We start from the raw sequence: 21,814 nt of genomic DNA on the forward strand, positions 1-21,814 counted from the left end.
GCGTCTTCGCTCTAAATGGAGGTACCACCGTGTCAAACCAGAAGATCAGGATCCGCCTCAAGGGCTATGATCACGAGGTAGTTGATCAGTCCTCGAAGCTCATCGTGGACACTGCACAGAAGACGGGCGCCCGTGTTTCCGGCCCCATCCCCCTGCCCACCGAGCGTTCCCTCTATACGGTCATCCGTTCGCCGCACAAGGACAAGGATTCCCGTGAGCAGTTCGAGATGCGCACTCACAAGCGCCTCATCGACATCCTCGACCCCACGTCCTCGACCGTCGACTCGCTCATGCGTCTCGACCTCCCCGCAGGCGTCGATATCGAGATCAAGCTCTAAGGTCTCCCGATAGTGCATGCAAGGCTCCTCTGCTTCGGCAGGGGAGCCTTTTCTTCTCTCAGGGAGCTCAAGAAGGGCATCCAAACAGCTTGCAGAACGTGGGCTTCGTGTCTAGGGAACGCCCGGGAACGTGGAAAACAAAGCCGCAGGCAGATGGGTTGAAAAACATTGAGAAGATATTGTGAAACAAGCCATATGAGTGTAAAGTAATAAAGCTGTCTTTCGGGGACATCTATGCGCATGCGCCGATTGTCCGGAAAGACGCACATCACAGGATGTGGTCCGCTGGGGGAGGATACACGAGTGTCCACTGGGTCCCATGACCACCGAAGGTAAGGATTGAGTATGGTCAGCACTATTCTCGGCCGCAAGCTGGGGATGACGCAGATCTTCGACGAGGACGACAACTTCGTCCCTGTCACCGTCATCCTGGCAGGCCCCTGCACCGTCTCACAGGTGAAGACCAAGGAGACGGACGGCTACGAGGCCGTTCAGATCGGCTTTGGTGCGCTCAAGCCGAAGCACGTGAACAAGCCTATGGCTGGTCACTTTGCCAAGGCCGGCGTCGAGCCGATGAAGTATCTGCGCGAGGTCCGCGTCGATGATGCTTCTCAGTACAGCTGCGGCGACAAGGTCACCGTTGAGGCCTTCGCAGACGTGAAGGCAGTCGACGTCACCGGCACCTCCAAGGGCAAGGGCTTCCAGGGCACGGTCAAGCGCTGGAACTTCTCCCGCGGTCCTATGGCTCATGGTTCCCGCAACCAGCGCGAGCCGGGCTCCATCGGCCAGTGCGCCTATCCTGCCCGTGTCCGCAAGGGTCTCCACATGGCAGGCCACATGGGCGATGAGCGCGTGACGGTGAAGAACCTCAAGCTCGTGCGCGTCGACGCAGAGCAGAACCTCATGCTCGTTAAGGGCGCTGTCCCCGGCGGCAAGGACGCTATCGTATCTATCCGCATGGCTTAAGGCCACACAGCACAGCTTTAGGCTAACAAGGAGGACAAATGTCCAGCATCGATGTAAAGAATATGGCAGGTGAAACGGTCTCTACCGCAGAGCTGGCTGACGCCATCTACGGCATCGAGCCCAACATCCCTGTCGTGCACAAGGTCGTGACTGTCCAGGCTGCAAGCCGTCGCCAGGGCACCCACTCCACCAAGAACCGCGCAGCCGTCTCCGGCGGCGGCGTCAAGCCGTTCCGCCAGAAGGGCACGGGCCGTGCTCGCCAGGGCACCATCCGCGCTCCTCAGATGGTCGGCGGCGGTGTTGTCTTCGGACCGACGCCCCACAGCCATGCACGCCGCGCGAACAAGAAGGAAGTCAAGCTCGCAATGCGCTCCGTCCTCTCCGGCAAGCTCGCTGATTCCGAGCTCGTCCTTCTGGACAACGTTGCATTCGAGAAGCCTTCCACGAAGGCTGCAGCTGCTATGATCAAGGCTCTCGGCCTTGACAGCAAGCGCGTGACCGTCGTCGTCGACGACGAGGATGTCACGAGCTACCTCTCGCTTCGCAACCTCCCCAATGTCCTCGTGATCGGTCAGTCTGAGGCCAACACGGAGTACCTGATCGACAACGGCGCACTGGTCATGCCGGTTGCTGTCGCGAAGTACTTCGAGGAGGTGCTCGCGTAAATGAACTCCAAGTACAACGTGATCATCCGCCCGGTCGTCACCGAGCGTTCCTTTGACTTCATGGAGCAGGGCAAGTACACCTTCGAGGTTGCCGCCAAGGCACCGAAGGAGGAGATTGCCGACGCTGTCGAGAAGCTCTTCAACGTCCATGTCGTGAAGGTCAACACCATGTGGGTGAAGCCGAAGACGAAGCGCGTCCGCTATGTCGCAGGCAAGACCCGCACGTGGAAGAAGGCCATCGTCACGCTCGCCGAGGGTGAGTCCATCGAGGTCTTCGCTCAGAAGGCAGCTGCCGAAGAGTAGGTATCTCTGCCCCCGCGCAAGCGGGGGCTCAGTTCGGGTGCCGTGCAAGTAGGATACGCGCGGTACCGTGGTAATCCGGCGTCATCGCGTCCCGAGGCATGAGCCTCACATCCCTGAACACGATGGCCAACGGACAAGAAGGGAAAGCAATGGCTGTTAGGCATCTAAAGCCCACGAGCGCAGGCAGGCGCTTCCAGACGGTATATGACTACAAGGAGATTACCGCCTCCAAGCCCGAGAAGTCGCTCCTCGCGCCGCTGCCGAAGAAGGCAGGACGCAACAACTATGGCCGCATCACCACCCGTCACCAGGGCGGCGGCAACAAGCGTCGTTACCGTATCATCGACTTCAAGCGCCAGAAGGACAACGTCCCGGCCAAGGTCGCTACGATCGAGTACGATCCGAACCGCACCTCCCGCATCGCTCTTCTCCACTATGCTGATGGCGCAAAGGCCTACATCCTGGCCCCGAAGGGCCTTCAGGTCGGCGACGTCGTCGTCTCCGGTGAGAAGGACATCGACATCAAGCCGGGCAACGCAATGCCGCTGTCCGAGATTCCTGTCGGTACGCTGATTCATGCTATCGAGTTCCAGCCGGGCAAGGGCGCAGCAATCGCCCGTTCCGCAGGCACCTCCGTCCAGCTCATGGGCAAGGAGGGCAAGTACGCAATCCTGCGTATGCCGTCCTCTGAGATGCGCCGCGTGCTCCTCACCTGCCGTGCAACGATCGGCGAGGTCGGCAATGCCGAACACTCCAACATCGTCATCGGCAAGGCTGGCCGCCAGCGCTGGCGTGGCGTCCGTCCGACCGTCCGTGGTACGGTCATGAACCCTGTCGACCACCCGCACGGCGGCGGCGAGGGCAAGAACCACACCTCCGGCCGTCCGTCTGTGACGCCGTGGGGCAAGCCGACGAAGGGCTACAAGACGCGTGACCCGAAGAAGGCTTCGAACCACATGATCATCCGTCGTCGCAAGACCAACTAGACCGCGAACAGGAGTTGAAACAATGAGCAGAAGTCTCAAGAAGGGCCCGTACGTGGAGACTCGCCTCCTCGAGCGTGTCACCAAGATGAACGAGTCTGGCGACAAGGAGGTCATCAAGACCTGGAGTCGTTCCAGCACCATCTATCCTGAGATGGTCGGACACACGATCGCTGTCCACAACGGTCGTCAGCACGTCCCCGTATTCGTCACCGAGTCAATGGTCGGCCACAAGCTCGGAGAGTTCTCTCCGACCCGCACCTTCCGTGGCCACAAGGAAGCATAAGGAGGTCACGACTAAATGAAGCGTATTGAAGTCGAGAACGGCGTCTCCGCTACTGCAAAGTACGTGCGCATGGCTCCTCGCAAGGTTCGTCTGGTCGTCGACCAGATTCGCAACAAGTCCGTGTCCCAGGCTCTGGAGCTTCTCCAGTTCGCCGAGGTCGCAGCTGCAGTGCCCGTCGAGAAGGTCCTGCGCTCTGCCGTCGCGAACGCCGAGAACAACAACAACCTCCGCGCGAACAACCTCTACATCGCCGAGGCCTACGTCGATGAAGGCCCGACGCTGAAGCGCATCCGTCCGCGTGCAAAGGGCTCTGCGTCCCGCATCAACAAGCGCACGAGCCACATCACCATTGTTGTCGCTCCTCGAAAGGAGGCGTAAGGGATGGGCCAGAAAGTACAGCCTACTGGTTTCCGCCTCGGCATCACCGAGAACTGGCGTTCCCGTTGGTACGCTGGCAAGGATTACTCCACCAAGCTTGGCAACGACCTCAAGATCCGCAAGTTCCTCGAGAAGAAGCTTGAGCGCGCAGCCCTGTCCCGCGTCGAGATCGAGCGTGCTGGCGACAAGGTCAAGGTCATCATCTACACCGCCCGTCCGGGCATCGTGATCGGCAAGAAGGGCTCTGAGATCGACGCCCTCCGTACCGAGCTCGAGAAGGTCGCTGGCGTCTCCAAGGGCCAGATCTCTGTCGACGTCGTCGAGATCAAGCGTCCGGAGCTCGACGCCACGCTCGTTGCCCAGTCCATCGCTGAGCAGCTCGAGGGCCGTGTCGCCTTCCGTCGTGCCATGCGCAAGGCAGTCCAGTCTGCCCGCAAGGCCGGCGCAAAGGGCATCCGTATCCAGTGCTCTGGCCGTCTGAACGGCGCAGAGATGGGCCGCCGTGAGTGGTACCGCGAGGGCCGCGTGCCTCTGCACACGCTTCGCGCCAAGATCGACTTCGGAGAGGCCACTGCCCGCACCTCCATGGGTGCCTGCGGCATCAAGGTCTGGATCTACCTCGGCGAGAAGCTTCCGGGACAGCCTGTGCCCAACCCGGCACTCGAGGGCCCGTCGCGTCCGCGCCGCCGCAATAACGAGAGGAGGGGCAACTAATGCTGGCTCCTAAGCGTGTTCTTCACCGCAAGGTTCAGCGTGGCTCCATGAAGGGCCAGGCCAAGGGCAACACCAAGATCTACAACGGCGAGTGGGGTCTCGTGTCCCTCGAGCGTCACTGGATCACCAACCGCCAGATCGAGGCTGCCCGTGTCGCCATCACGCGTTATATGAAGCGTGGCGGCCGCATCTGGATCACCATCTTCCCGGACAAGCCGATCACCAAGCACCCGGCCGAGGCCCGAATGGGTTCCGGCAAGGGCAACCCGGAAGAGTGGGTCGCTGTCGTCAAGCCTGGCCGCATCATGTTCGAGATCGGCGACGTCGACGAGGCAACCGCCAAGGAGGCTCTGCGTCTTGCGCAGCACAAGCTTCCTATCAAGACCAAGATCGTCAAGCGCGGGGAGGAGTAGAACATGAAGCCGAGTGAAGTCCGCGCACTTTCCGACGAAGAGCTCCAGAAGAAGCTCGAAGACGCTCGTGCCGAGCTCTTCAACCTCCGTTTCCAGATGGCAACGAGCCAGCTGGACAACACGGCACGCGTGACGACCGTCAAGCGTGACATTGCCCGCATCCTTACCGAGATGCGTGCACGCGAGCTCGCAGTCGCAAAGACTGCAGCCGAGAACTAGATCGTAGGAGATACAAATGGCTGATACCGAAGAGAGGAACTCTCGCAAGGTCCGTACCGGCGTCGTCTGCGCTATCTCTGGCGACAAGACGGTTGCTGTCGAGATGACGTACAGGAAGCGTCATCCGAAGTACGGCAAGATGATGACCATCAAGAAGAAGCTTCACTGCCACGACGAGAAGAACGAGTGCGGCCTCGGCGACACCGTCCGCGTCATGGAGACCCGCCCCCTGAGCAAGACCAAGCGCTGGCGTGTCGTGGAGATCGTGGAGCGCGCCAAGTAAGTTTTCTGGTATAAGACATCCCCGTCACGTGCGCTGCACGTGTGGACGCACCTCTGGCGGGGTCTATGTTCGGAGGAACATTCATGATTCAGATGGAGACCATGCTCAACGTCGCCGACAACTCCGGCGCACGTCGAGTCAAGTGCATCAAGGTCATGGGCGGCTCCAAGCGTCGTTACGCAGGCATCGGCGACATCATCAAGGCCGCCGTGCAGGAGGCCACGCCCGGTGGCAACGTGAAGAAGGGTGACATCGTCACCTGCGTTGTTGTCCGCACCGTCAAGGAGACGCGTCGCAAGGACGGCAGCTACATCAAATTCGATCAGAACGCCTGCGTCCTGGTCCAGAAGGACGGCACCCCCGTGGGCACCCGTATCTTCGGGCCGGTTGCGCGTGAGCTCCGCGATCGCAAGTACATGAAGATCGTCTCGCTCGCACCTGAGACGCTGTAAGGAGACGATTAGTCATGGCAAAGATGAATGTGAAGAAGGGCGATCAGGTCCAGATCATCTCTGGCAAGGACCGCGGCAAGCAGGGCGAAGTCCTGCGCGCGTTCCCCTCTGACCGCAAGGTCGTCGTCGAGGGCGTCGCTCTCGTCAAGAAGGCTCAGCGTCCTGACGCTCAGGGCCAGAACGGCGGCTTCGTGACCCGCGAGGCAAAGATCGACGTTTCCAACGTCATGCTTATCTGCCCGTCCTGCGGCAAGCCGACCCGCGTTGGCCATGCCAAGAACGACGAGGGCAAGAAGGTTCGCGTCTGCAAGAAGTGCGGCGCACAGTTCTAAGCCTGCTTCCAGAGTACGCCCAAGCGCTCCGAGCCATACGGTTCGGGGCGCTTTTCTTATAGGCAGAGGGCTCAGGCGGCGCTAGAGTGGATTCATCGAGAGAAAGGGCCACCTATGTCCGATATGCGTATCCTGGTCGTGCTGCCAGTAAGCGAAGAGGAAGCACAAGAGCTCAAAGAGACAGCACCTCAGGCCACCTTCATGTTCAAGGCGCTGGTCAAAGACCCTGAGCGCATTGCAATGACGCCTGAATTCGAGCTCACGGATGAGGAGATTGCCACTGCGGATATCATCATCGGCAATGTGCCTGCAGCGCGTCTTTTGGGCGGAGCATGTCTCAAGTGGATCCAGCTCGGGAGTGCCGGTGCCGATGCCTACGTGAAGCCAGGCGTGCTAGGGGAGGATGTGCGCGTCTCGAACTCGGTAGGCTGCTATGGGCCTGCTGTGGCTGAGCACTCCTTTGCGCTTCTGCTCTCGCTCATGAAGAAGCTCTATCGGTATGAGGATGACCAGAGGGCGCATGTGTGGGGCGAAGAGGGGAATGTGTCGACGCTTGTTGGTGCCTCTGTCCTTGTTATGGGCGCAGGAGATATTGGCGAGCACTTCGCTCGGCTCTGCACTGCCATGGGGGCTACCTGCACCGCCTACAGGAGCCACGTGCCAGCCGAGCTTTCGGATTCATACCGGGCAGCGTTTGCCCATACCATTGCGGGCAGAGATGCACTCATGGAGGCATTGCCTTCCTCCCAGGTCGTGGCATCCTTTCTGCCAAGTACGCCTGAGACGAAGAGGCTCGCCGATGAGGAGTTCCTGGCGGCACTCCCGAGGGGCGCCTATCTCGTGAACGCCGGCAGGGGAGACCTCATCGACTATGTAGCGCTCAAAGAAGCGCTTGAGATCGGGGCGCTGGCAGGTGCAGCCATCGATGTCTCGGATCCTGAGCCTCTGCCTGAAGAGAGTCCGCTCTGGGATGTGCCGAACCTCCTCATCACGCCGCATGTCGCAGGGTTCTGGCATCTGCCGAAGACGAGGAAGCTCGTGTTCCTGCGTGCGAAGGAGAATCTTGCGCACTATCTTGCAGGGGAGAAGCTTGTGCATGAGGTGAAGAGGTAGATTTCTGCCTCCAATTATGAATTCGCTCCATAAGCTGCGATTCTTCTGGCAAACCTCGTGAAGAACTCGTAAGATATCAATTTGTGTCTCTATGTCGGGGAGATTTCTGTCTCGGACATGAGATGCAGCTGGCTCCTGGGTGGACCAGGAGGCGTGAGGACGGAAACCCCACGCTCAAAACCCCAAGATCGAAGGAGTACCTTCATGGCAGACAAGTATGTGCCGCGCCTCAAGGAGAAGTACTACGCAGAGGTGCGTGACGCTCTCCAGAAGCAGTTTAACTACCCCAACCCGATGATGATCCCGAAGTTCGAGAAGATCGTCGTCAACATGGGCGTCGGCGAGGCTGCAACGGACGCCAAGGCAATCGACGGCGCTGTCGCTGACCTCCGCGCCATCACCGGCCAGCAGCCGATGATTACGCACGCCCGCAAGTCCATCGCTACGTTCCACCTTCGCCAGGGCCAGGCAATCGGTGCCAAGGTGACCCTGCGCGGCGACCGTATGTGGGAGTTCCTCGATCGCCTGATCGCAACGGCAATCCCCCGCATCCGCGACTTCCGCGGCATCTCCCCGAAGAGCTTCGACGGCCGTGGCAACTTCTCCATGGGCGTCACCGAGCAGCTCATCTTCCCGGAGATCGAGTTCGACAAGATCGACCACACCCGCGGCATGGACATCACCATCGTCACGACCGCTGCAACCGACGAGGAGGGCAAGGCTCTTCTCGACGCCTACCACTTCCCGTTCAAGGCCGAGTAGCATTTTCGTTGGGCACTGAGATGTGCCCTTGAGTTCAGAGACGCGCCCCGGATAAGAGCCGGGGCTGCTCAAGTTAGGAGGATCTGTGGCTAAGACATCGATGATCGTCAAGGCTTCGCGTGAGCCGAAGTACTCTACGCGCACTCAGAACCGCTGCCAGCGTTGTGGGCGTCCCCACTCCGTGTACCGCAAGTTCGGTCTGTGCCGTGTGTGCCTTCGCGAGCTCGCAAGCAAGGGCGAACTTCCTGGCGTCACCAAGGCTAGCTGGTAGGCGAGGGAAGACCACGACGAGGCGCTCGGGCCACGGGCTCGGGTGAACCGGCCGTGCAGTTTCATCACGAACTAAGGAGAAGGATCAATGAAGATTACCGATCCCATTTCGGACATGCTGACGCGTATCCGCAACGCCAACTCGGCAGGCAAGCCGACGGTTTCGATGCCGTCGACGAAGGTGCTTGTCGAGATTGCTCGCGTCATCGCCGAAGAGGGCTACATCGAGGGCTATTCCGTTGAGGACACCAAGCCTCAGAAGACCCTCCATATCACGCTGAAGTACGGCAAGCGCAATGCCCGCGTCATCAAGGGCATCAAGAGCGTTTCCAAGCCGGGCCTGCGCATCTACTCTTCCGCCAAGGATCTTCCGCGTGTCCTGGGTGGCCTCGGCACTGCCGTCATCTCCACCTCCAAGGGCATGATGTGCGACCGCGATGCCAGGAAGCTCGGCATCGGCGGCGAAGTCATCTGCTTCGTCTGGTAAGTCCGCGACAGGAAGAAGAAGGGAGACACAATGTCCCGTATCGGCAAGAAGCCTGTCACGGTTCCAGCAGGTGTCACCGTGACCATCAATGGCAACGAAGTCAAGGTCAAGGGCCCCAAGGGCGAGCTTGACCGTACGTTCTCCGATCTCGTCACCATCTCTCAGGAGGGCGAGGAGATCCTCGTCGCCCGCAACGACGAGACCACCGAGTCCAATGCGCAGCAGGGCCTTACCCGCACGCTCATCCACAACATGGTCGTCGGCGTGTCCGAGGGCTTCGAGAAGAAGCTCGAGCTCACCGGCGTCGGCTATCGTGCACAGCTCAAGGGCAAGGATCTCGACCTTTCCCTCGGCTATTCGCACCCGGTCATCTACGCGTGCCCGGAGAACATCTCCTTCGAGGTTCCCGACAACACCCACATCACGGTGAAGGGCATCTCCAAGGAGCAGGTCGGCCAGGTCGCCGCAGAGGTCCGCGCCAAGCGTCCGCCCGAGCCGTACAAGGGCAAGGGTATCCACTACGAAGGCGAGCACATCCGCAGGAAGCTCGGCAAGGCAGCCAAGTAGTGAGCTAACAAGACCATTACCCCGTCAGGTAATGGCACGACTAAGGAGCAACAATGAACAAGTTCCAGAAGAAGAAGGCTGGTCTCAAGCGCCGCGAACGTCGTGTCCGCTCCAAGATCACTGGCACCGCCGACCGTCCCCGTCTTTCCGTCCACCGCACCAATGCAAACATCTATGCACAGGTGATCGACGACGTCGACGGAAAGACCATCTGCAGCGCTTCTACGCTGAGCCCTGAGTTCCGCGCTACCGGCAAGATCGGCTCCAACAAGGAAGCTGCCGAGTTCGTGGGCAACCTCATTGGCCAGCGCGCCCTCGAGAAGGGCGTCACCGCAGTCAGGTTCGACCGCGGCGGCCGTATCTATCATGGGCGCGTCCAGGCTCTCGCCGATGCTGCCCGCAACGCCGGACTGAAGTTCTAGGAGGAATCAGATGCCACGTGATCGCAAGCGCCAGGAGGAATCCGATCTTCAGGAGCGCGTCATCTTTATTCACCGCGTGTCCAAGACCGTCAAGGGTGGCCGCCGCATGTCCCTGCTCGCTCTCGTAGCAGTGGGCGACGGCAAGGGCAATGTCGGCCTCGGCATCGGCAAGTCCGCCGAGGTTCCCCAGGCCATCTCCAAGGCTGTCGTGGATGCCAAGAAGAACATGTTCCACGTCCCCGTCACTGAGACGGGCACCATCCCTCACGATGTCGAGGGCTACTATGGCGCGGGCCATGTCCTGATCAAGCCTGCTATCGAGGGTACCGGCGTCATCGCCGGCGGCCCCGTCCGTCCGCTCTTCGAGCTTGCAGGCATCACCAACGTCCTGTCCAAGTCTCTCGGCACCTCCAACGCCCTGAATATGGTCAAGGCTGCCGTCGAGGGCCTCAAGTCGCTCGAGATGCCTGCCGACACCGCAGAGCGCCGCGGCATCACGGTCGCTGAGATGTTTGCCGGGAAGGAGAACTAACGATGGCAGAGGAGAAGACTCTTACCGTCAAGCTCGTGCACAGCTCCTACGCCTCAAAGCGCAAGGACATGACGGCCACGTGCCATGCCATGGGCCTTCGCAAGATCGGCGACACGTCTGTGCTGCCTGACAACCCGAGCGTTCGTGGAATGATCTTCAAGGTCAAGCACCTTGTTGAGGTAGAAGAGAACTAGGAGTCATCACATGCAGCTTCACGATCTCCGTCCCGCAGAGGGCTCCAAGAAGTCTCGCAAGCGCATCGGCCGCGGCAATTCTTCCGGCCACGGCACGACGGCGGGACGCGGCACCAAGGGCCAGCTCTCCCGCGCAGGCCGCGGCAAGGGCGCTGGCTTCGAGGGCGGTCAGACGCCGCTCGCCATGCGTCTCCCGAAGCTCGGCGGCTTCATCAACCACAACCGTGTCGAGTATGCACCGGTCAACGTTGCACGCCTCGACGCACTGTTCAACGACGGCGACACCGTCGACTCTGACTCCCTGTATGCCAAGGGCGTCATCAAGCGCAACTACATTCCTGTCAAGGTCCTGGGCGACGGCGAGCTCACCAAGAAGCTCACGGTCAAGGTAGACAAGGTCTCCAAGTCTGCACAGGCCAAGATCGAGGCAGCTGGCGGAAAGGTCGAGGCAGCGTGCTAAAGGGAATTGCGAACGCGTTCCGCGTAGCGGAGCTGCGTAACAAGATCCTTATCACGATTGGCATTCTCGTGCTTTATCGCATCGGGGCCTACATCCCCGTACCGGGCATCCCCTTCCAGGGGATGCTCTCCGCTTATGAAACGGCGGCATCGGGCTCCGGTGCGCTGGCTGTTCTCAACCTCTTCTCGGGCGGTGCCCTTTCCCGTGTTTCCGTCTTCAGCCTGGGCATCATGCCGTACATCACTGCTCAGATCATCATGCAGATGATGCAGGCTGTCGTTCCTTCCCTCGGCGAGATGGCCAAGGAAGGCGAGGCAGGCCAGCGTAGGATCACGCAGTACACGCGCTATCTCACGGTCGTTCTCGCGCTCATCAGCGCAATCGGCTATCTGTTCCTGTTCCAGTCCAGCCTGTATGGCATAACGTTCGCCAACGCCGGCGCGCCGGTGTGGCTCATGGATGTCATCGTCATCTTCACGATGGTTGCAGGCGCCCTCATCATCATGTGGCTCGGCGAAGTCATCACACAGCGTGGCATCGGCAACGGCATGTCGCTGATCATCTTCGCCAACATCATGGCTGGGTTCCCCTCGGCGCTCATCAGCTCCGTGCAGAACTCGACGACGGGCGTCCTCAATACGGTCATCACGATCATCGTGATTCTCGCTGTCATCCCGTTCATCGTCTACATCGAGCGCGGACAGAGGCGCATCACGGTCCAGTATGCCAAGCGCGTCGTCGGCCGCCGCGTCATGGGTGGCCAGTCCACGTATCTGCCTATCAAGGTGAATACGGCGGGCGTCGTGCCCATCATCTTCGCTTCCGCAATCCTTTACCTCCCGGCTCAGATTGCCGTGTTCTTCCCGACGGTCAACTGGATGTCCGTGTTCGCGAATGCGGTCTCATCGGGCTGGCTGAATTGGATCCTCTCTGTGGTCCTCATCGTGTTCTTTGCATACTTCTATACGGCCATGGTCTTCAATCCTGAAGAGACTGCAGACCAGCTGCGCAAGCAGGGCGGCTTCATTCCGGGCGTCCGTCCGGGACAGGCTACGGCCGACTACATCAAGAACGTGATCGACCACATCACGCTGCCTGGTGCCATCTTCATGGCAATCATCGCAGTCGTGCCTTCCATCATCTTTGCCTTCACGAGCAACACTCTCATCCAGGCATTCGGCGGCACGTCCATCCTCATCATGGTCGGCGTGGCAATGGATACCCTGTCTTCCCTTGAGAGCCAGCTCAAGATGCACAACTACGAAGGCTTCTTCAAGTAGACCTCAATAACCTACGGAGCAAGGGAGTTCGCATGAAGATCGTTCTGCTCGGTGGTCCCGGTGCCGGCAAGGGCACGCAGGCCCAGCGTCTTGTTGCTGAATACGGAGTGGCGCACATCTCTACGGGCGACCTGCTCCGTGCTGCCATCAAGAACGGCACAGAGCTCGGCAAGCAGGCCAAGTCCTACATGGACAAGGGCCAGCTCGTTCCCGACGAGCTTGTCGTCAATCTCGTGAAGGAGCGTCTCGCCGACGACGATGCCCAGAAGGGCTTCATCCTCGACGGCTTCCCGAGGAATACAGCCCAGGCTGTCGTCCTCGATTCCGAGCTCAAGGACATGGGTCTTGCACTCGATGCAGCTGTCCTCGTCGATGTTGACCCTGATGTCATCGTCAAGCGTCTTTCGTCCCGCCGTACCTGCAAAAACTGCGGCTATACGGCACCGGCTGGCGTCGATGTGTGCCCGCGTTGCGGCGGCGAGATGTACCAGCGCGACGACGACAAGCCTGAGACAATCCAGCGTAGGCTCGATGTCTACCAGACCCAGACGGCACCGCTCATCGAGTACTACAAGGGCCATGAGCTTCTGAAGACCGTGAACGGCGAGCAGGCAGTCGACGATGTCTACAAGGATATGAAGGAACAGCTCGGACTATGCTGAAAATCAAGACGGCAGAAGATATAGCAGCCTACAAGGCAGGGGCAGGAAAGCTCTCCAAGGAGGTCCTGCGCCATGTCGGGCTCATGGTGAAGCCGGGCGTCACGACGCTCGAGCTTGACCGCGCTGCCGAGTCCTATATCCGTGCCCACGGCGGAACTCCTGGCTTCAAGGGCTATGGCGGATTCCCGGCTACGCTCTGCACGTCAGTGAACGAGCAGGTCGTGCACGGCATCCCGTCTCCCACGACGAAGCTCCGCGAGGGCGATATCATCTCCATCGACACTGGTGCCAATGTGGATGGCTGGGCGGGAGACAATGCTTGGACGTTCTACGTCGGCGAGATCTCTGACGAGGTCCGCGGCCTCTGCGAGTGCACGCGTGACTGCCTGAAGGCTGCAATCAAGGAAGCTGTTCCAGGCAACCATCTGGGAGATCTTGGCCATGCGGTGCAGACGCTTGCCGAGTCCAATGGCTACGGCGTCGTCCGCGACTACGTCGGCCACGGCATCGGCCACGATATGCACGAAGATCCGAATGTCCCGAACTGGGGCAAGCCGGGCAGGGGAGTGCTTCTGCAGGTCGGCATGTTCATCGCGATCGAGCCGATGATCACGCTCGGCTCTCCGCGCGTTAAGACGCTCAGCAACGGCTGGACGGTCGTCACCCGTGATGGCAAGCCGGCAGCGCACTACGAGAACGTCGTCGCAATCACGGAGGATGGTCCTGTCATCCTCTCCGAGGATGAGACCGGACCCTGGTGCGCCATGTTCGGCGGAGCCGACTACGTCGAGCTCAAGGTCGACGAGATCGACGAATCCGATGAAGCTCCCGAAGAGGAGAAGAAGGAAGACGCCGAATAGCGGCTCCGATGAGAGCGGGAACAAGAGGCCCGAGCGCAGATGCGCCCGGGCCTTTCTCCGAAAATTTGTCCTGCTTATGGACATTGCATTGTGCTCTATGCGGAGCAGATATTTTTGCTATGATAATATGCCGCTGTCACTGTGGAAACATCGTGCGAGGAGAAGGTAGACAGGTTGAGTAAGCAAGATGCAATCGAGCTCGAGGGCAAGGTCATCGAACCACTCCCGAATGCCATGTTCAACGTAGAGCTGGAGAATGGCAAGAACATCCTGTGCACCATTTCCGGAAAGATCAGGATGAACTACATCCGCATCCTTCCAGGCGACAAGGTTGTCGTGGAGATTTCTCCGTACGATCTGACACGTGGCAGGATCACCTATCGCTACAAGTAAGCCGGTAATTCACGCCTGCGGCTGGGCGATTACATAGTAAGGGAACAACCGAAAGGAATTGCAATGAAGGTACGTCCTTCGGTAAAGAAGATGTGCGACAAGTGCAAGATCATCCGTCGCCATGGCAAGGTTTACGTCATCTGCGAGAACCCGCGCCACAAGCAGCGCCAGGGCTAAGAGAGGAGCACCAAATTGGCCCGTATTAACGGTGTAGACCTCCCGCGCGAGAAGCGTGTCGAGATCGGACTTACCTATCTTTATGGCATTGGCCGTACGTCCGCTACCAAGATCTGCGCTGAGGTTGGCATTGACCCCAGCACGCGTGTCCGCGACCTCACTGAAGAGGAAGTCGCAAAGATTCGCGATTACATCGATGCTAACTACACGGTCGAGGGTGACCTGCGTCGTGAGCGCAGGCAGAACATCGCCCGCCTGATGGAGATTGGCTGCTACCGTGGCCTCCGTCACCGCAAGGGTCTTCCTGTTCATGGACAGCGTACCCACACGAACGCCCGCACCCGCAAGGGTCCGCGTCGTCAAATCGGTGGCAAGAAGAGGGCCTAGGGAGTAAGACATGCCGCAGAAGAAGAACGTGCGCAACGTCCGCGTCAAGCGCTCTGAGCGCAAGAACATTTCCGTGGGCCAGGCCCACATCAAGAGCACCTTCAACAACACCATCGTCTCCATCTCCGACTCCCAGGGCAACGTGATCTCCTGGCAGTCCGGTGGCACGGTGGGCTTCAAGGGCTCCCGCAAGTCCACTCCGTTCGCTGCTCAGATTGCTGCAGAGGCTGCAGCAAAGGCCGCTATGGAGCACGGTCTGCACAAGGTGACCGTCTTCGTGAAGGGCCCCGGCTCTGGTCGCGAGACGGCAATCCGCTCGCTTCAGGCAGCAGGCCTGGAGGTTTCGGGCATTCAGGACAAGACCCCCATTGCGCACAACGGTTGCCGTCCGCGCAAGCGTCGTCGCAACTAAGGAAGGACAGTAGCTATGGCAGTTGATAGGACCCCTGTCCTTAAGAGATGCCGCCAGCTCGGCATCGAGCCCGCTGTGATGGGCATCAACAAGAAGTCTAATCGTCAGCCGAAGCAGCGCCGTCGTCAGGAATCCGAGTACGGCCAGCAGCTCCGCGAGAAGCAGAAGGCCAAGTTTATCTACGGCGTGCTCGAGAAGCAGTTCCGTGGATACTACGACAAGGCCAAGAAGCTCGAGGGCGTTACGGGCGATAACCTCATGATCCTGCTTGAGACCCGTCTCGACAATGTCGTGTTCCGTCTCGGCTTCGCCCGTACGCGCAAGGAGGCCCGTCAGACCGTCCGTCACGGCCACATCACCGTGAACGGCAAGCGTGTCGACATCCCGTCCTACCGCGTCAAGGCCGGCGACGTCGTCGCTGTCGCTCCGAAGGCAAAGGAGCTCCTCCCGATCAAGGAGTCCCTCATCTCCTCCGAGCACATGGCCGTTCCCTCCTGGCTTGAGGTCGACATCGAGAAGCTTCAGGGCACCGTGCTCCAGCTCCCGACGCGCGATCAGATCGATCTTGACATCGACGCACAGCTGATCGTCGAGCTCTACTCCAAGTAACAGGAACGGTTGGAGGTTTACATGTCCGAATTCATCCGGCCGAATGTGTCGGTAGAAGAGGTCAACGACAGGGTCGCACGCGTGACCGCCGAGCCGCTCGAGCGTGGCTACGGCGATACGCTCGGCAACTCCCTGCGCCGCGTGCTGCTCTCCTCCCTCGAGGGCGCAGCCGTCGAGGCCATCCAGATCGATGGGGTGCAGCACGAGTTCACGACTGTCGAGGGCGTCTATGAGGACGTCACCGATATCGTTCTGAATGTGAAGGGCCTTGTGTTCCGCTCCATGGACACGGGCGACAAGGGCACGGCAACCATCTCCGTCGACGGCCCCATGACCGTCACGGGCGGCGACTTCAAGGTTCCCGCTGAGTTCGAGCTCGTCAATCCCGACCATGTCATCTGCACGCTCGGCGAGGGCGCACACCTCACCATGCAGATGCGCATTGGGTGCGGCCGTGGCTATGTCTCCGGCGAGGACAACGAGCGTGACGATGATCCTATCGGAATCATCCACGTCGACTCGCTCTATTCGCCGGTGCGCCGCTGCGCCAAGGTCGTCGAGCCGTGCCGTGTCGGCCAGCGTACGGACTATGACCGTCTCATCCTCGAGGTTGAGACCGATGGCTCCGTCACGCCGCGCGATGCTGTCGTCGAGGCCGCGAACATCATCAACCAGCACATGAGCGCCTTCATGGGTCTGGCTGAGGAGGCAGAGCCGCAGGAGGACACCTCCATCTTCGCAGTCAACACTGAAGACGACAATACGGAGCTCGACAAGAAGATTGAGGACATGGACCTCTCCGTCCGTTCCTACAATTGCCTGAAGCGTGCTGGCATCCACTCGGTCCGCCAGCTCGTCGAGTTCTCCGAGAACGATCTTCTGAACATCCGCAACTTCGGCGTCAAGTCCATCGAGGAAGTCAAGGACAAGCTCGAGTCCATGGGGCTCGGACTCAAGCCTTAAAGACGCCGCGTCTTCAATAGGAGCAATAAGACCATGAGACACAACAAGAAGCATGGCATGAAGCTCGGAACTGATGCGAGCCATACCAAGGCCATGAAGAAGAGCCTCACCAGCGCTCTGCTTGCCAATGACCGCATCAAGACCACGCAGCCGCGTGCCAAGGCCATCCGCACGGACGTTGACCGTGTCATCACCTGGGCCAAGAAGGGCGATCTGCACTCCCGCCGCCTCGCTATCGCGAAGCTCGGCGACAAGGAGCTCGTCCGCGAGGTCTTCGAGAAGGCCGCACAGGGCATGTGGGAAGGCCGCAACGGCGGCTACACCCGCATCATGAAGCTTGGCCGCCGCAAGGGCGACAACGCCGAGATCGTCATCATCGAGCTTGTCACCGAGCCGGTCCAGCCGAAGGCCAAGAAGGCAGACTCCGTCAAGCCAGTCGCTGCTGCCGAGGCTGAGAAGCCGGCAGAGGTCGAAGAGGCACCTGCTGAGGCTGCCGCCGAGGAGACCCCTGCAGAGTAGCATCTGCTGCATAGGAGCACATGTGAGAGAGGTCCTGGGAAACCAGGGCCTCTCTTCTGTTATAGAGGAGTTGTGTCCATGCGGGGAAATGCTACTGCGAGACTGGGAATATGTTGCATAGATACAGGCATATGCTAGTATGGAGCGGCAATGCACAGGGACCTGTGAATATATGAGCACCAGCTCAGATAGGGTGTCTCTGATACGAACAAGGGATTTGACGCTCGGAAGGATTGCATGTTCGTGAGCCAGGAAAAGGACAAGGCAGAGGGAGCGACGCTTGTCGTGAAGATCGGCTACCGCGGAGCGGGCTTTGTCGGCTATGCAGCACAGCCCGGCAAGCGGAGCGTCGAAGGCGAGATGGAGCATGCCCTCTCGACCTATCTGAGGCGTCCTGTGGAGCTCTCCTGCGCTGGCAGGACCGATGCTGGGGTGCATGCCCTCGCGCAGCATGTGAGCCTTCCTGTGACGCCTGAGGAGTGCTCTCTCGAGGGCCGGAGGCTTGCCCGTGGCCTCTCTGCGCTGACGCCTGATGACATATCCATAAGAGGGCTCTACCGCGCTCCCGCGGGCTTCTCGGCGCGCTTCGATGCCCGGTCGCGCACCTACCGCTACCGCATCGCAGACGGGAATGCACGCCCGGTCCTTGCTTGGGACCATGCCTGGTGGGTGAGGTCCGAGATCGACGCCGAGGCAATGGATGAAGCGGCGCAGGCTCTCGTCGGCGAACATGAGTTCATGAGCTTCTGCAAGGCAGACTCGGCCGAGCTTCTGCATGAGCAGGGCCTTTCGACCTCAAGGTGCCTCACGTCCATCCATTGCCGGCGCGTTATGGAGGCAGGAGAGGAGCTTGTGATCGTCGAGGTCACGGGAAATGCGTTCCTCCACAACATGGTGCGCATCATCGTCGGCACGCTCGTCGAGGTTGGACGGGGCCACAGACCTGCTTCCTGGGTGGCAGAGGCGCTTTCCGCCCACGACAGACGTGCTGCGGGCCCCACAGCACCTGCGCAAGGACTCACATTCGCAGACGTCGCCTACAAGCCAGGCACGCTTGCTCTCTGGAGGTAGAACACGTGGATTTCTTTCTCGATGTACTCATAGACTCTTTCTGGGACACGCTCGAGCTCGTGCCCTTCCTTCTCCTTACCTATCTTGCGATGGAAGCGCTCGAGCATGGAGCGGCCGGAAAGACGGAGAAGGTCGTGCGCGAGGCGGGCAAGGCCGGCCCTGCCGTCGGAGCCCTTCTGGGTGCCCTTCCGCAGTGCGGGTTCTCTGCCATGGCCGCAACACTCTATGCGGGCCGCGTCGTCACGGCAGGCACGCTTGTCGCTGTCATCCTTGCCACCTCCGATGAGATGCTGCCGGTATTTCTGGCCCACCAGGAGGCGCCGGCCCGCATGCTTGCAATCCTTCTGATCAAGATCGTCTGCGGCATGGTTCTGGGCTTTGCGGTGGATGCCGTGCTCCGTCTCCTGCACCGCGCAGGGGATGGCCATGCACATATCCATGAGCTGTGCGAGCGAGAGCACTGCGAATGCGACGAGTGCAAGGAGGAAGAGTCATCTGATGCTCCCGTACATGAGCACCATCACCACCATCACGAGGACGGGCCCCATGGCAGGCTCTGGCACATCACCCGCTCAGCGCTCATCCATACTGCGCAGGTGACGGCCTTCATCTTCCTCATTACATTCCTCTTCGGCCTCATGATTGAAGGCGTGGGTTCCGATGCTCTGCCACAGATCCTTGCGGACCATCCGGTGCGTGCCATCTTCCTCTCTGCCCTTGTCGGCATGATTCCGAACTGCGGCGCCTCCGTCACAATCTCGGAGCTCTTCCTCGATGGGACCCTGTCGACCCCTGCGATGCTTGCCGGGCTTCTCTCCGCTGGCGGCGTCGGCTTGCTTGTTCTCTTCCGCACGAATGCCAATATGAGGCAGAATATAGCCATTGCTGCATTCATCTACGTGGCGGGCGTTGCCCTTGGCCTTCTTGCGGCCATGCTTGGTATCGTTATCTAGCAGATGCCGTGGCACGCCCAATGTGCGAAAGGGGTTCTCATGGCCAGACAGCGCGAGAGGTTCGAACGTACCGATGTACCACAGCCCAGCCATACGCGTACCGTCGTCTCGGCGGTCGTCGTCGTAGTGGTCTTTGCTGCCCTCTTCATATCCCTTTCGATGTTCTGGAACAAGGCCGACAGCTACTCCACGTACAATGACTCGACGCTCGAGGATGCCGTGGACGAGCAGCAGACGCCTGCTGCGGTGGCAGGCGCCACGAAGTCTGCTGATGACTTCACGACCTCGCTCTATCTGACGACAGGAGAAGACGGAGCGACGCTCGTGGATGCCCGTATCGTTGCGCTCGATGACACGACAGGAAAGGCCACGGTGGCAGAGCTTCCGCTCGACCTCTCCGTTACGACCGAGGCGGGCACGCTCACGCTCTCTGCCCTCATCGCACAGTCGGGCGGCGCTGCCTGTGTCGTGCCGGTATCGACGGCATCAGGCATTGCCTTCGACCATGTCTTCGTCTGCCAGGAGAGCTTCTGGTCCGCACTTACCGCCTATGCTGAGAGCGGAGCGGACTCTGCCCTGACCGATATGCGCAAGGCTGCCACATCCGACCTCTCGAACCGCAAGGTCGATGATTACTACAAGGAGCTTGCGGCATCCGGCATCGATGCTGCCATCGCCGCCCCTGCAGCCTATCCGATCTATGCAGGCGATGCCGGAAGCACGATCGATGCGGCGCAGCTCAACATCGTGCTCGGGCTCTACGTCGTTGCCTAGCAGCTCTTCCAGAGGCACTCCATCAGAGGCCATCTGCCTTCGGGCGGATGGCCTCTGTCTTTGCCGCTATGCATCACGCAACTTGCGGCCATGCGATCCTTTCCTGCATAAAATCTTGCATATTTCCGGCATTTGGTACCTCTTTGCCTGTGGACGGTTAAGCCGCTTCGAAAAATGTAGGTGTGTTGAACGTTCTGTACGTATTGCGTAGGGCCGCTTTGGCCGTCACGGGTAGGGAAAGAGAAACTGGTAGTGTGTCAAATTGCTGGGGGGCAGCATATCTGCCCCCACCTGGCATCGGCAGAAAGGGCAGGAAAAAGCGAAATGGCAGGGTATGGCCACAGACACCCCTCGGTGACCGTCATCGTGCGGGCACATGATGCTGCCGCCACCCTGAACCGTGCCCTTAACTGCCTGGCCGCCCAGACCCAGAGGGGCCTTCAGGTGCTCGTCGTCGATGCTGCGTCCACCGACGAGGCGAAGCGCATGCTCGCTACCGCAGAAGAGCGCGATGCGATGCTCGAATGCCTCCATATCGATTCCGAGAGCGCCTCTGACTGCTTCAATCTGGGTCTCGAGCGTGCCGAAGGTACCTACGCCTTCCTCATGGATGCAACGGATACGCTCGCGCCACGTACGCTCGAAGAGCTCTACGAGGTGGCAGAAGAGGGATCGCTCGATCTGGCCATGGCGGCAGTCGCGAACAATGCGCGCCAGGTGGCAGTGGATGGCCCCTCTCCTTATGTCTATGCAGACGACGATGCCTTCCATGCAGAGGCATGGAAGTACTTCGATGCCGGGCTTCTGCCGTTCCCGTGCGGCAAGCTCTTCCGCATGGACCGGGTGCGCAAGTCGGGCGCCAAGTTTGCCTCCGATGGGGGAACGGCATTCATGGCAGCATTCCTTATGGATGCGCATGGTGTCGCCTATGTGCGCGATGCCATCTACAATGCCGGCGACTTCTGCCTCTCCGCCTCGCTTGCCTGGGACCTCTCCCATTGCTGGACGGACGAGCACGAGCAGGATCTTCTGGACAACCTCTTTGCCCATTGGGGCATGGACGAGGACTCCCAGACGCGCAGGATGCTCCAGCGCCGCTATGTCACGAATGTCATCACCACGATCGTCAGCACGTGCAGCCCTGCCTGCGACCTCTCGGAGGACGAGAAGCGGGCACACGTCGAGCGGGTCATCACAAGCGACAAGACGCAGAAGATTGCCTCAGAGGCTGCACCCTGGTCGGGTGTCGTCCGTGCCATGCTCATGCCGATCCGCCGCAAGGATGTCGATCTTGCAATGGGCGAGGGGCGCATCATCTCCTGGATCTCCCGCCATACCACAACCCTGGGCTCGCAGCTCTTCAGCTGAGGCGTCATCCTCAGGGATGAGATAGAAATCGGTTTAAGCTTGCCTTCATATACAGGTTTGCAAGACCGCTCGCCGTTTTTTACCAAAATGATATAAATGAATATTTGTCATCCTACCATAGCGTGGCAGTCATGGACATAATCCGAACTATCAGTGCAAACTATTTTCAGATATCTGACAGTCTAGATAATGAGGGCCACCAGACCTACGTCGAGCTGCGGAAACTCGCATCGGCCATGAGCATATG

General features: G+C 59.9%; 36 protein-coding genes. All 36 read left to right on the forward strand.

The annotated features are described in order from the left end of the window. Positions 1 to 29: 29 nt before the first annotated feature. The 36 genes from rpsJ (at position 30) to ABVS03_RS06325 (ending at position 21,567) form a co-directional block, all read left to right on the forward strand. The gene (gene rpsJ / locus ABVS03_RS06150) at positions 30 to 338 is read left to right on the forward strand and encodes a 30S ribosomal protein S10 (RefSeq protein ID WP_330972273.1); all 309 of its coding nucleotides are present in this window, start codon (positions 30 to 32) and stop codon (positions 336 to 338) included. A gap of 345 nt (positions 339 to 683) precedes the next feature. After that, positions 684 to 1,304: a 50S ribosomal protein L3 gene (rplC, locus tag ABVS03_RS06155; RefSeq protein WP_330972272.1), complete on the forward strand. Its 621-nt coding sequence runs from the start codon at positions 684 to 686 to the stop codon at positions 1,302 to 1,304. A gap of 38 nt (positions 1,305 to 1,342) precedes the next feature. Then, positions 1,343 to 1,969: a 50S ribosomal protein L4 gene (gene rplD / locus ABVS03_RS06160; protein ID WP_330972271.1), complete on the forward strand. Its 627-nt coding sequence runs from the start codon at positions 1,343 to 1,345 to the stop codon at positions 1,967 to 1,969. After that, positions 1,970 to 2,272, forward strand: coding sequence for a 50S ribosomal protein L23 (rplW, locus tag ABVS03_RS06165; protein WP_330972270.1), 303 nt, complete (start codon positions 1,970 to 1,972; stop codon positions 2,270 to 2,272). It begins immediately after the preceding gene. A 149-nt stretch (positions 2,273 to 2,421) separates the two neighbouring features. After that, on the forward strand, positions 2,422 to 3,258 hold the full coding sequence (rplB, locus tag ABVS03_RS06170) for a 50S ribosomal protein L2 (RefSeq protein WP_368018443.1): 837 nt from the start codon (positions 2,422 to 2,424) through the stop codon (positions 3,256 to 3,258). A gap of 22 nt (positions 3,259 to 3,280) precedes the next feature. Then, complete coding sequence (rpsS, locus tag ABVS03_RS06175) at positions 3,281 to 3,541, forward strand: 30S ribosomal protein S19 (protein ID WP_330972268.1); 261 nt, start codon at positions 3,281 to 3,283, stop codon at positions 3,539 to 3,541. Between the two features lie 15 nt (positions 3,542 to 3,556). Then, positions 3,557 to 3,919 (forward strand): 50S ribosomal protein L22, encoded by a 363-nt coding sequence (rplV, locus tag ABVS03_RS06180; protein ID WP_330972267.1) that lies wholly within the window; start codon positions 3,557 to 3,559, stop codon positions 3,917 to 3,919. 3 nt (positions 3,920 to 3,922) lie between these two features. Beyond that, complete coding sequence (rpsC, locus tag ABVS03_RS06185; protein WP_330972266.1) at positions 3,923 to 4,633, forward strand: 30S ribosomal protein S3; 711 nt, start codon at positions 3,923 to 3,925, stop codon at positions 4,631 to 4,633. Next, the gene (gene rplP, locus ABVS03_RS06190; RefSeq protein ID WP_368018444.1) at positions 4,633 to 5,046 is read left to right on the forward strand and encodes a 50S ribosomal protein L16; all 414 of its coding nucleotides are present in this window, start codon (positions 4,633 to 4,635) and stop codon (positions 5,044 to 5,046) included. The genes rpsC and rplP overlap by 1 nt, the downstream gene beginning before the upstream one ends. A 3-nt stretch (positions 5,047 to 5,049) precedes the next feature. Beyond that, on the forward strand, positions 5,050 to 5,265 hold the full coding sequence (gene rpmC, locus ABVS03_RS06195; protein WP_368018445.1) for a 50S ribosomal protein L29: 216 nt from the start codon (positions 5,050 to 5,052) through the stop codon (positions 5,263 to 5,265). Between the two features lie 16 nt (positions 5,266 to 5,281). Further along, positions 5,282 to 5,548 carry a 30S ribosomal protein S17 gene (gene rpsQ / locus ABVS03_RS06200; RefSeq protein ID WP_330972263.1) on the forward strand — a complete coding sequence of 89 codons (267 nt, stop codon included), beginning with the start codon at positions 5,282 to 5,284 and terminating at the stop codon, positions 5,546 to 5,548. Positions 5,549 to 5,631: 83 nt separating this feature from the next. Further along, positions 5,632 to 6,000: a 50S ribosomal protein L14 gene (gene rplN / locus ABVS03_RS06205; protein WP_330972348.1), complete on the forward strand. Its 369-nt coding sequence runs from the start codon at positions 5,632 to 5,634 to the stop codon at positions 5,998 to 6,000. A 14-nt stretch (positions 6,001 to 6,014) separates the two neighbouring features. Continuing rightward, the gene (gene rplX, locus ABVS03_RS06210) at positions 6,015 to 6,332 is read left to right on the forward strand and encodes a 50S ribosomal protein L24 (protein WP_330972262.1); all 318 of its coding nucleotides are present in this window, start codon (positions 6,015 to 6,017) and stop codon (positions 6,330 to 6,332) included. A gap of 114 nt (positions 6,333 to 6,446) precedes the next feature. Then, entirely contained in the window at positions 6,447 to 7,445 is a 999-nt protein-coding gene (locus tag ABVS03_RS06215) for a D-2-hydroxyacid dehydrogenase (RefSeq protein ID WP_368018446.1), read from the forward strand. A gap of 204 nt (positions 7,446 to 7,649) precedes the next feature. Continuing rightward, positions 7,650 to 8,207, forward strand: a complete 558-nt coding sequence (gene rplE, locus ABVS03_RS06220; protein WP_330972260.1) for a 50S ribosomal protein L5 — start codon at positions 7,650 to 7,652, stop codon at positions 8,205 to 8,207. Positions 8,208 to 8,292: 85 nt separating this feature from the next. Further along, positions 8,293 to 8,478 (forward strand): type Z 30S ribosomal protein S14, encoded by a 186-nt coding sequence (locus ABVS03_RS06225; RefSeq protein WP_330972259.1) that lies wholly within the window; start codon positions 8,293 to 8,295, stop codon positions 8,476 to 8,478. A gap of 87 nt (positions 8,479 to 8,565) precedes the next feature. Further along, positions 8,566 to 8,964, forward strand: a complete 399-nt coding sequence (gene rpsH, locus ABVS03_RS06230; protein ID WP_330972258.1) for a 30S ribosomal protein S8 — start codon at positions 8,566 to 8,568, stop codon at positions 8,962 to 8,964. Positions 8,965 to 8,994: 30 nt separating this feature from the next. Further along, positions 8,995 to 9,531: a 50S ribosomal protein L6 gene (gene rplF / locus ABVS03_RS06235; protein ID WP_330972257.1), complete on the forward strand. Its 537-nt coding sequence runs from the start codon at positions 8,995 to 8,997 to the stop codon at positions 9,529 to 9,531. A gap of 53 nt (positions 9,532 to 9,584) precedes the next feature. Further along, entirely contained in the window at positions 9,585 to 9,953 is a 369-nt protein-coding gene (gene rplR, locus ABVS03_RS06240; protein ID WP_330972256.1) for a 50S ribosomal protein L18, read from the forward strand. A 10-nt stretch (positions 9,954 to 9,963) separates the two neighbouring features. Continuing rightward, the gene (gene rpsE, locus ABVS03_RS06245; protein ID WP_330972255.1) at positions 9,964 to 10,485 is read left to right on the forward strand and encodes a 30S ribosomal protein S5; all 522 of its coding nucleotides are present in this window, start codon (positions 9,964 to 9,966) and stop codon (positions 10,483 to 10,485) included. Between the two features lie 2 nt (positions 10,486 to 10,487). After that, positions 10,488 to 10,679, forward strand: a complete 192-nt coding sequence (gene rpmD / locus ABVS03_RS06250) for a 50S ribosomal protein L30 (protein ID WP_330972254.1) — start codon at positions 10,488 to 10,490, stop codon at positions 10,677 to 10,679. A gap of 10 nt (positions 10,680 to 10,689) precedes the next feature. After that, the gene (gene rplO, locus ABVS03_RS06255; RefSeq protein ID WP_330972253.1) at positions 10,690 to 11,139 is read left to right on the forward strand and encodes a 50S ribosomal protein L15; all 450 of its coding nucleotides are present in this window, start codon (positions 10,690 to 10,692) and stop codon (positions 11,137 to 11,139) included. Next, positions 11,133 to 12,419, forward strand: a complete 1,287-nt coding sequence (secY, locus tag ABVS03_RS06260; protein ID WP_330972252.1) for a preprotein translocase subunit SecY — start codon at positions 11,133 to 11,135, stop codon at positions 12,417 to 12,419. Before rplO ends, secY begins: the two co-directional genes overlap by 7 nt. Before the next feature lie 32 nt (positions 12,420 to 12,451). Continuing rightward, a complete protein-coding gene (locus tag ABVS03_RS06265) occupies positions 12,452 to 13,081 on the forward strand; it encodes an adenylate kinase (RefSeq protein ID WP_368018447.1) in 630 nt (209 codons plus the stop codon). Continuing rightward, positions 13,075 to 13,941 carry a type I methionyl aminopeptidase gene (gene map, locus ABVS03_RS06270; RefSeq protein WP_368018448.1) on the forward strand — a complete coding sequence of 289 codons (867 nt, stop codon included), beginning with the start codon at positions 13,075 to 13,077 and terminating at the stop codon, positions 13,939 to 13,941. The genes ABVS03_RS06265 and map overlap by 7 nt, the downstream gene beginning before the upstream one ends. Positions 13,942 to 14,115: 174 nt before the next feature. Then, a complete protein-coding gene (infA, locus tag ABVS03_RS06275) occupies positions 14,116 to 14,334 on the forward strand; it encodes a translation initiation factor IF-1 (RefSeq protein ID WP_330972249.1) in 219 nt (72 codons plus the stop codon). Positions 14,335 to 14,397: 63 nt separating this feature from the next. Continuing rightward, complete coding sequence (rpmJ, locus tag ABVS03_RS06280) at positions 14,398 to 14,511, forward strand: 50S ribosomal protein L36 (protein ID WP_013252436.1); 114 nt, start codon at positions 14,398 to 14,400, stop codon at positions 14,509 to 14,511. Positions 14,512 to 14,526: 15 nt separating this feature from the next. Further along, positions 14,527 to 14,898: a 30S ribosomal protein S13 gene (rpsM, locus tag ABVS03_RS06285; protein WP_330972248.1), complete on the forward strand. Its 372-nt coding sequence runs from the start codon at positions 14,527 to 14,529 to the stop codon at positions 14,896 to 14,898. Positions 14,899 to 14,908: 10 nt separating this feature from the next. Further along, positions 14,909 to 15,310: a 30S ribosomal protein S11 gene (gene rpsK / locus ABVS03_RS06290; protein ID WP_330972247.1), complete on the forward strand. Its 402-nt coding sequence runs from the start codon at positions 14,909 to 14,911 to the stop codon at positions 15,308 to 15,310. A gap of 15 nt (positions 15,311 to 15,325) precedes the next feature. Further along, positions 15,326 to 15,919 carry a 30S ribosomal protein S4 gene (gene rpsD, locus ABVS03_RS06295; RefSeq protein ID WP_330972246.1) on the forward strand — a complete coding sequence of 198 codons (594 nt, stop codon included), beginning with the start codon at positions 15,326 to 15,328 and terminating at the stop codon, positions 15,917 to 15,919. A 21-nt stretch (positions 15,920 to 15,940) separates the two neighbouring features. Beyond that, positions 15,941 to 16,882, forward strand: coding sequence for a DNA-directed RNA polymerase subunit alpha (locus ABVS03_RS06300; protein WP_330972245.1), 942 nt, complete (start codon positions 15,941 to 15,943; stop codon positions 16,880 to 16,882). A 33-nt stretch (positions 16,883 to 16,915) separates the two neighbouring features. Continuing rightward, positions 16,916 to 17,401, forward strand: a complete 486-nt coding sequence (gene rplQ / locus ABVS03_RS06305; protein ID WP_330972244.1) for a 50S ribosomal protein L17 — start codon at positions 16,916 to 16,918, stop codon at positions 17,399 to 17,401. A gap of 237 nt (positions 17,402 to 17,638) precedes the next feature. Next, complete coding sequence (truA, locus tag ABVS03_RS06310; protein WP_368018449.1) at positions 17,639 to 18,472, forward strand: tRNA pseudouridine(38-40) synthase TruA; 834 nt, start codon at positions 17,639 to 17,641, stop codon at positions 18,470 to 18,472. A gap of 5 nt (positions 18,473 to 18,477) precedes the next feature. Beyond that, entirely contained in the window at positions 18,478 to 19,425 is a 948-nt protein-coding gene (locus ABVS03_RS06315; RefSeq protein ID WP_368018450.1) for a putative manganese transporter, read from the forward strand. Between the two features lie 39 nt (positions 19,426 to 19,464). Further along, a complete protein-coding gene (locus tag ABVS03_RS06320; protein ID WP_368018451.1) occupies positions 19,465 to 20,199 on the forward strand; it encodes a hypothetical protein in 735 nt (244 codons plus the stop codon). Between the two features lie 324 nt (positions 20,200 to 20,523). Continuing rightward, positions 20,524 to 21,567: a glycosyltransferase family 2 protein gene (locus tag ABVS03_RS06325; RefSeq protein WP_368018452.1), complete on the forward strand. Its 1,044-nt coding sequence runs from the start codon at positions 20,524 to 20,526 to the stop codon at positions 21,565 to 21,567. Positions 21,568 to 21,814: the final 247 nt, after the last annotated feature.

It is taken from the genome of Olsenella sp. AGMB03486, from assembly GCF_040884255.1.
Taxonomy (GTDB): Bacteria; Actinomycetota; Coriobacteriia; order Coriobacteriales; family Atopobiaceae; genus Olsenella_L; species Olsenella_L kribbiana.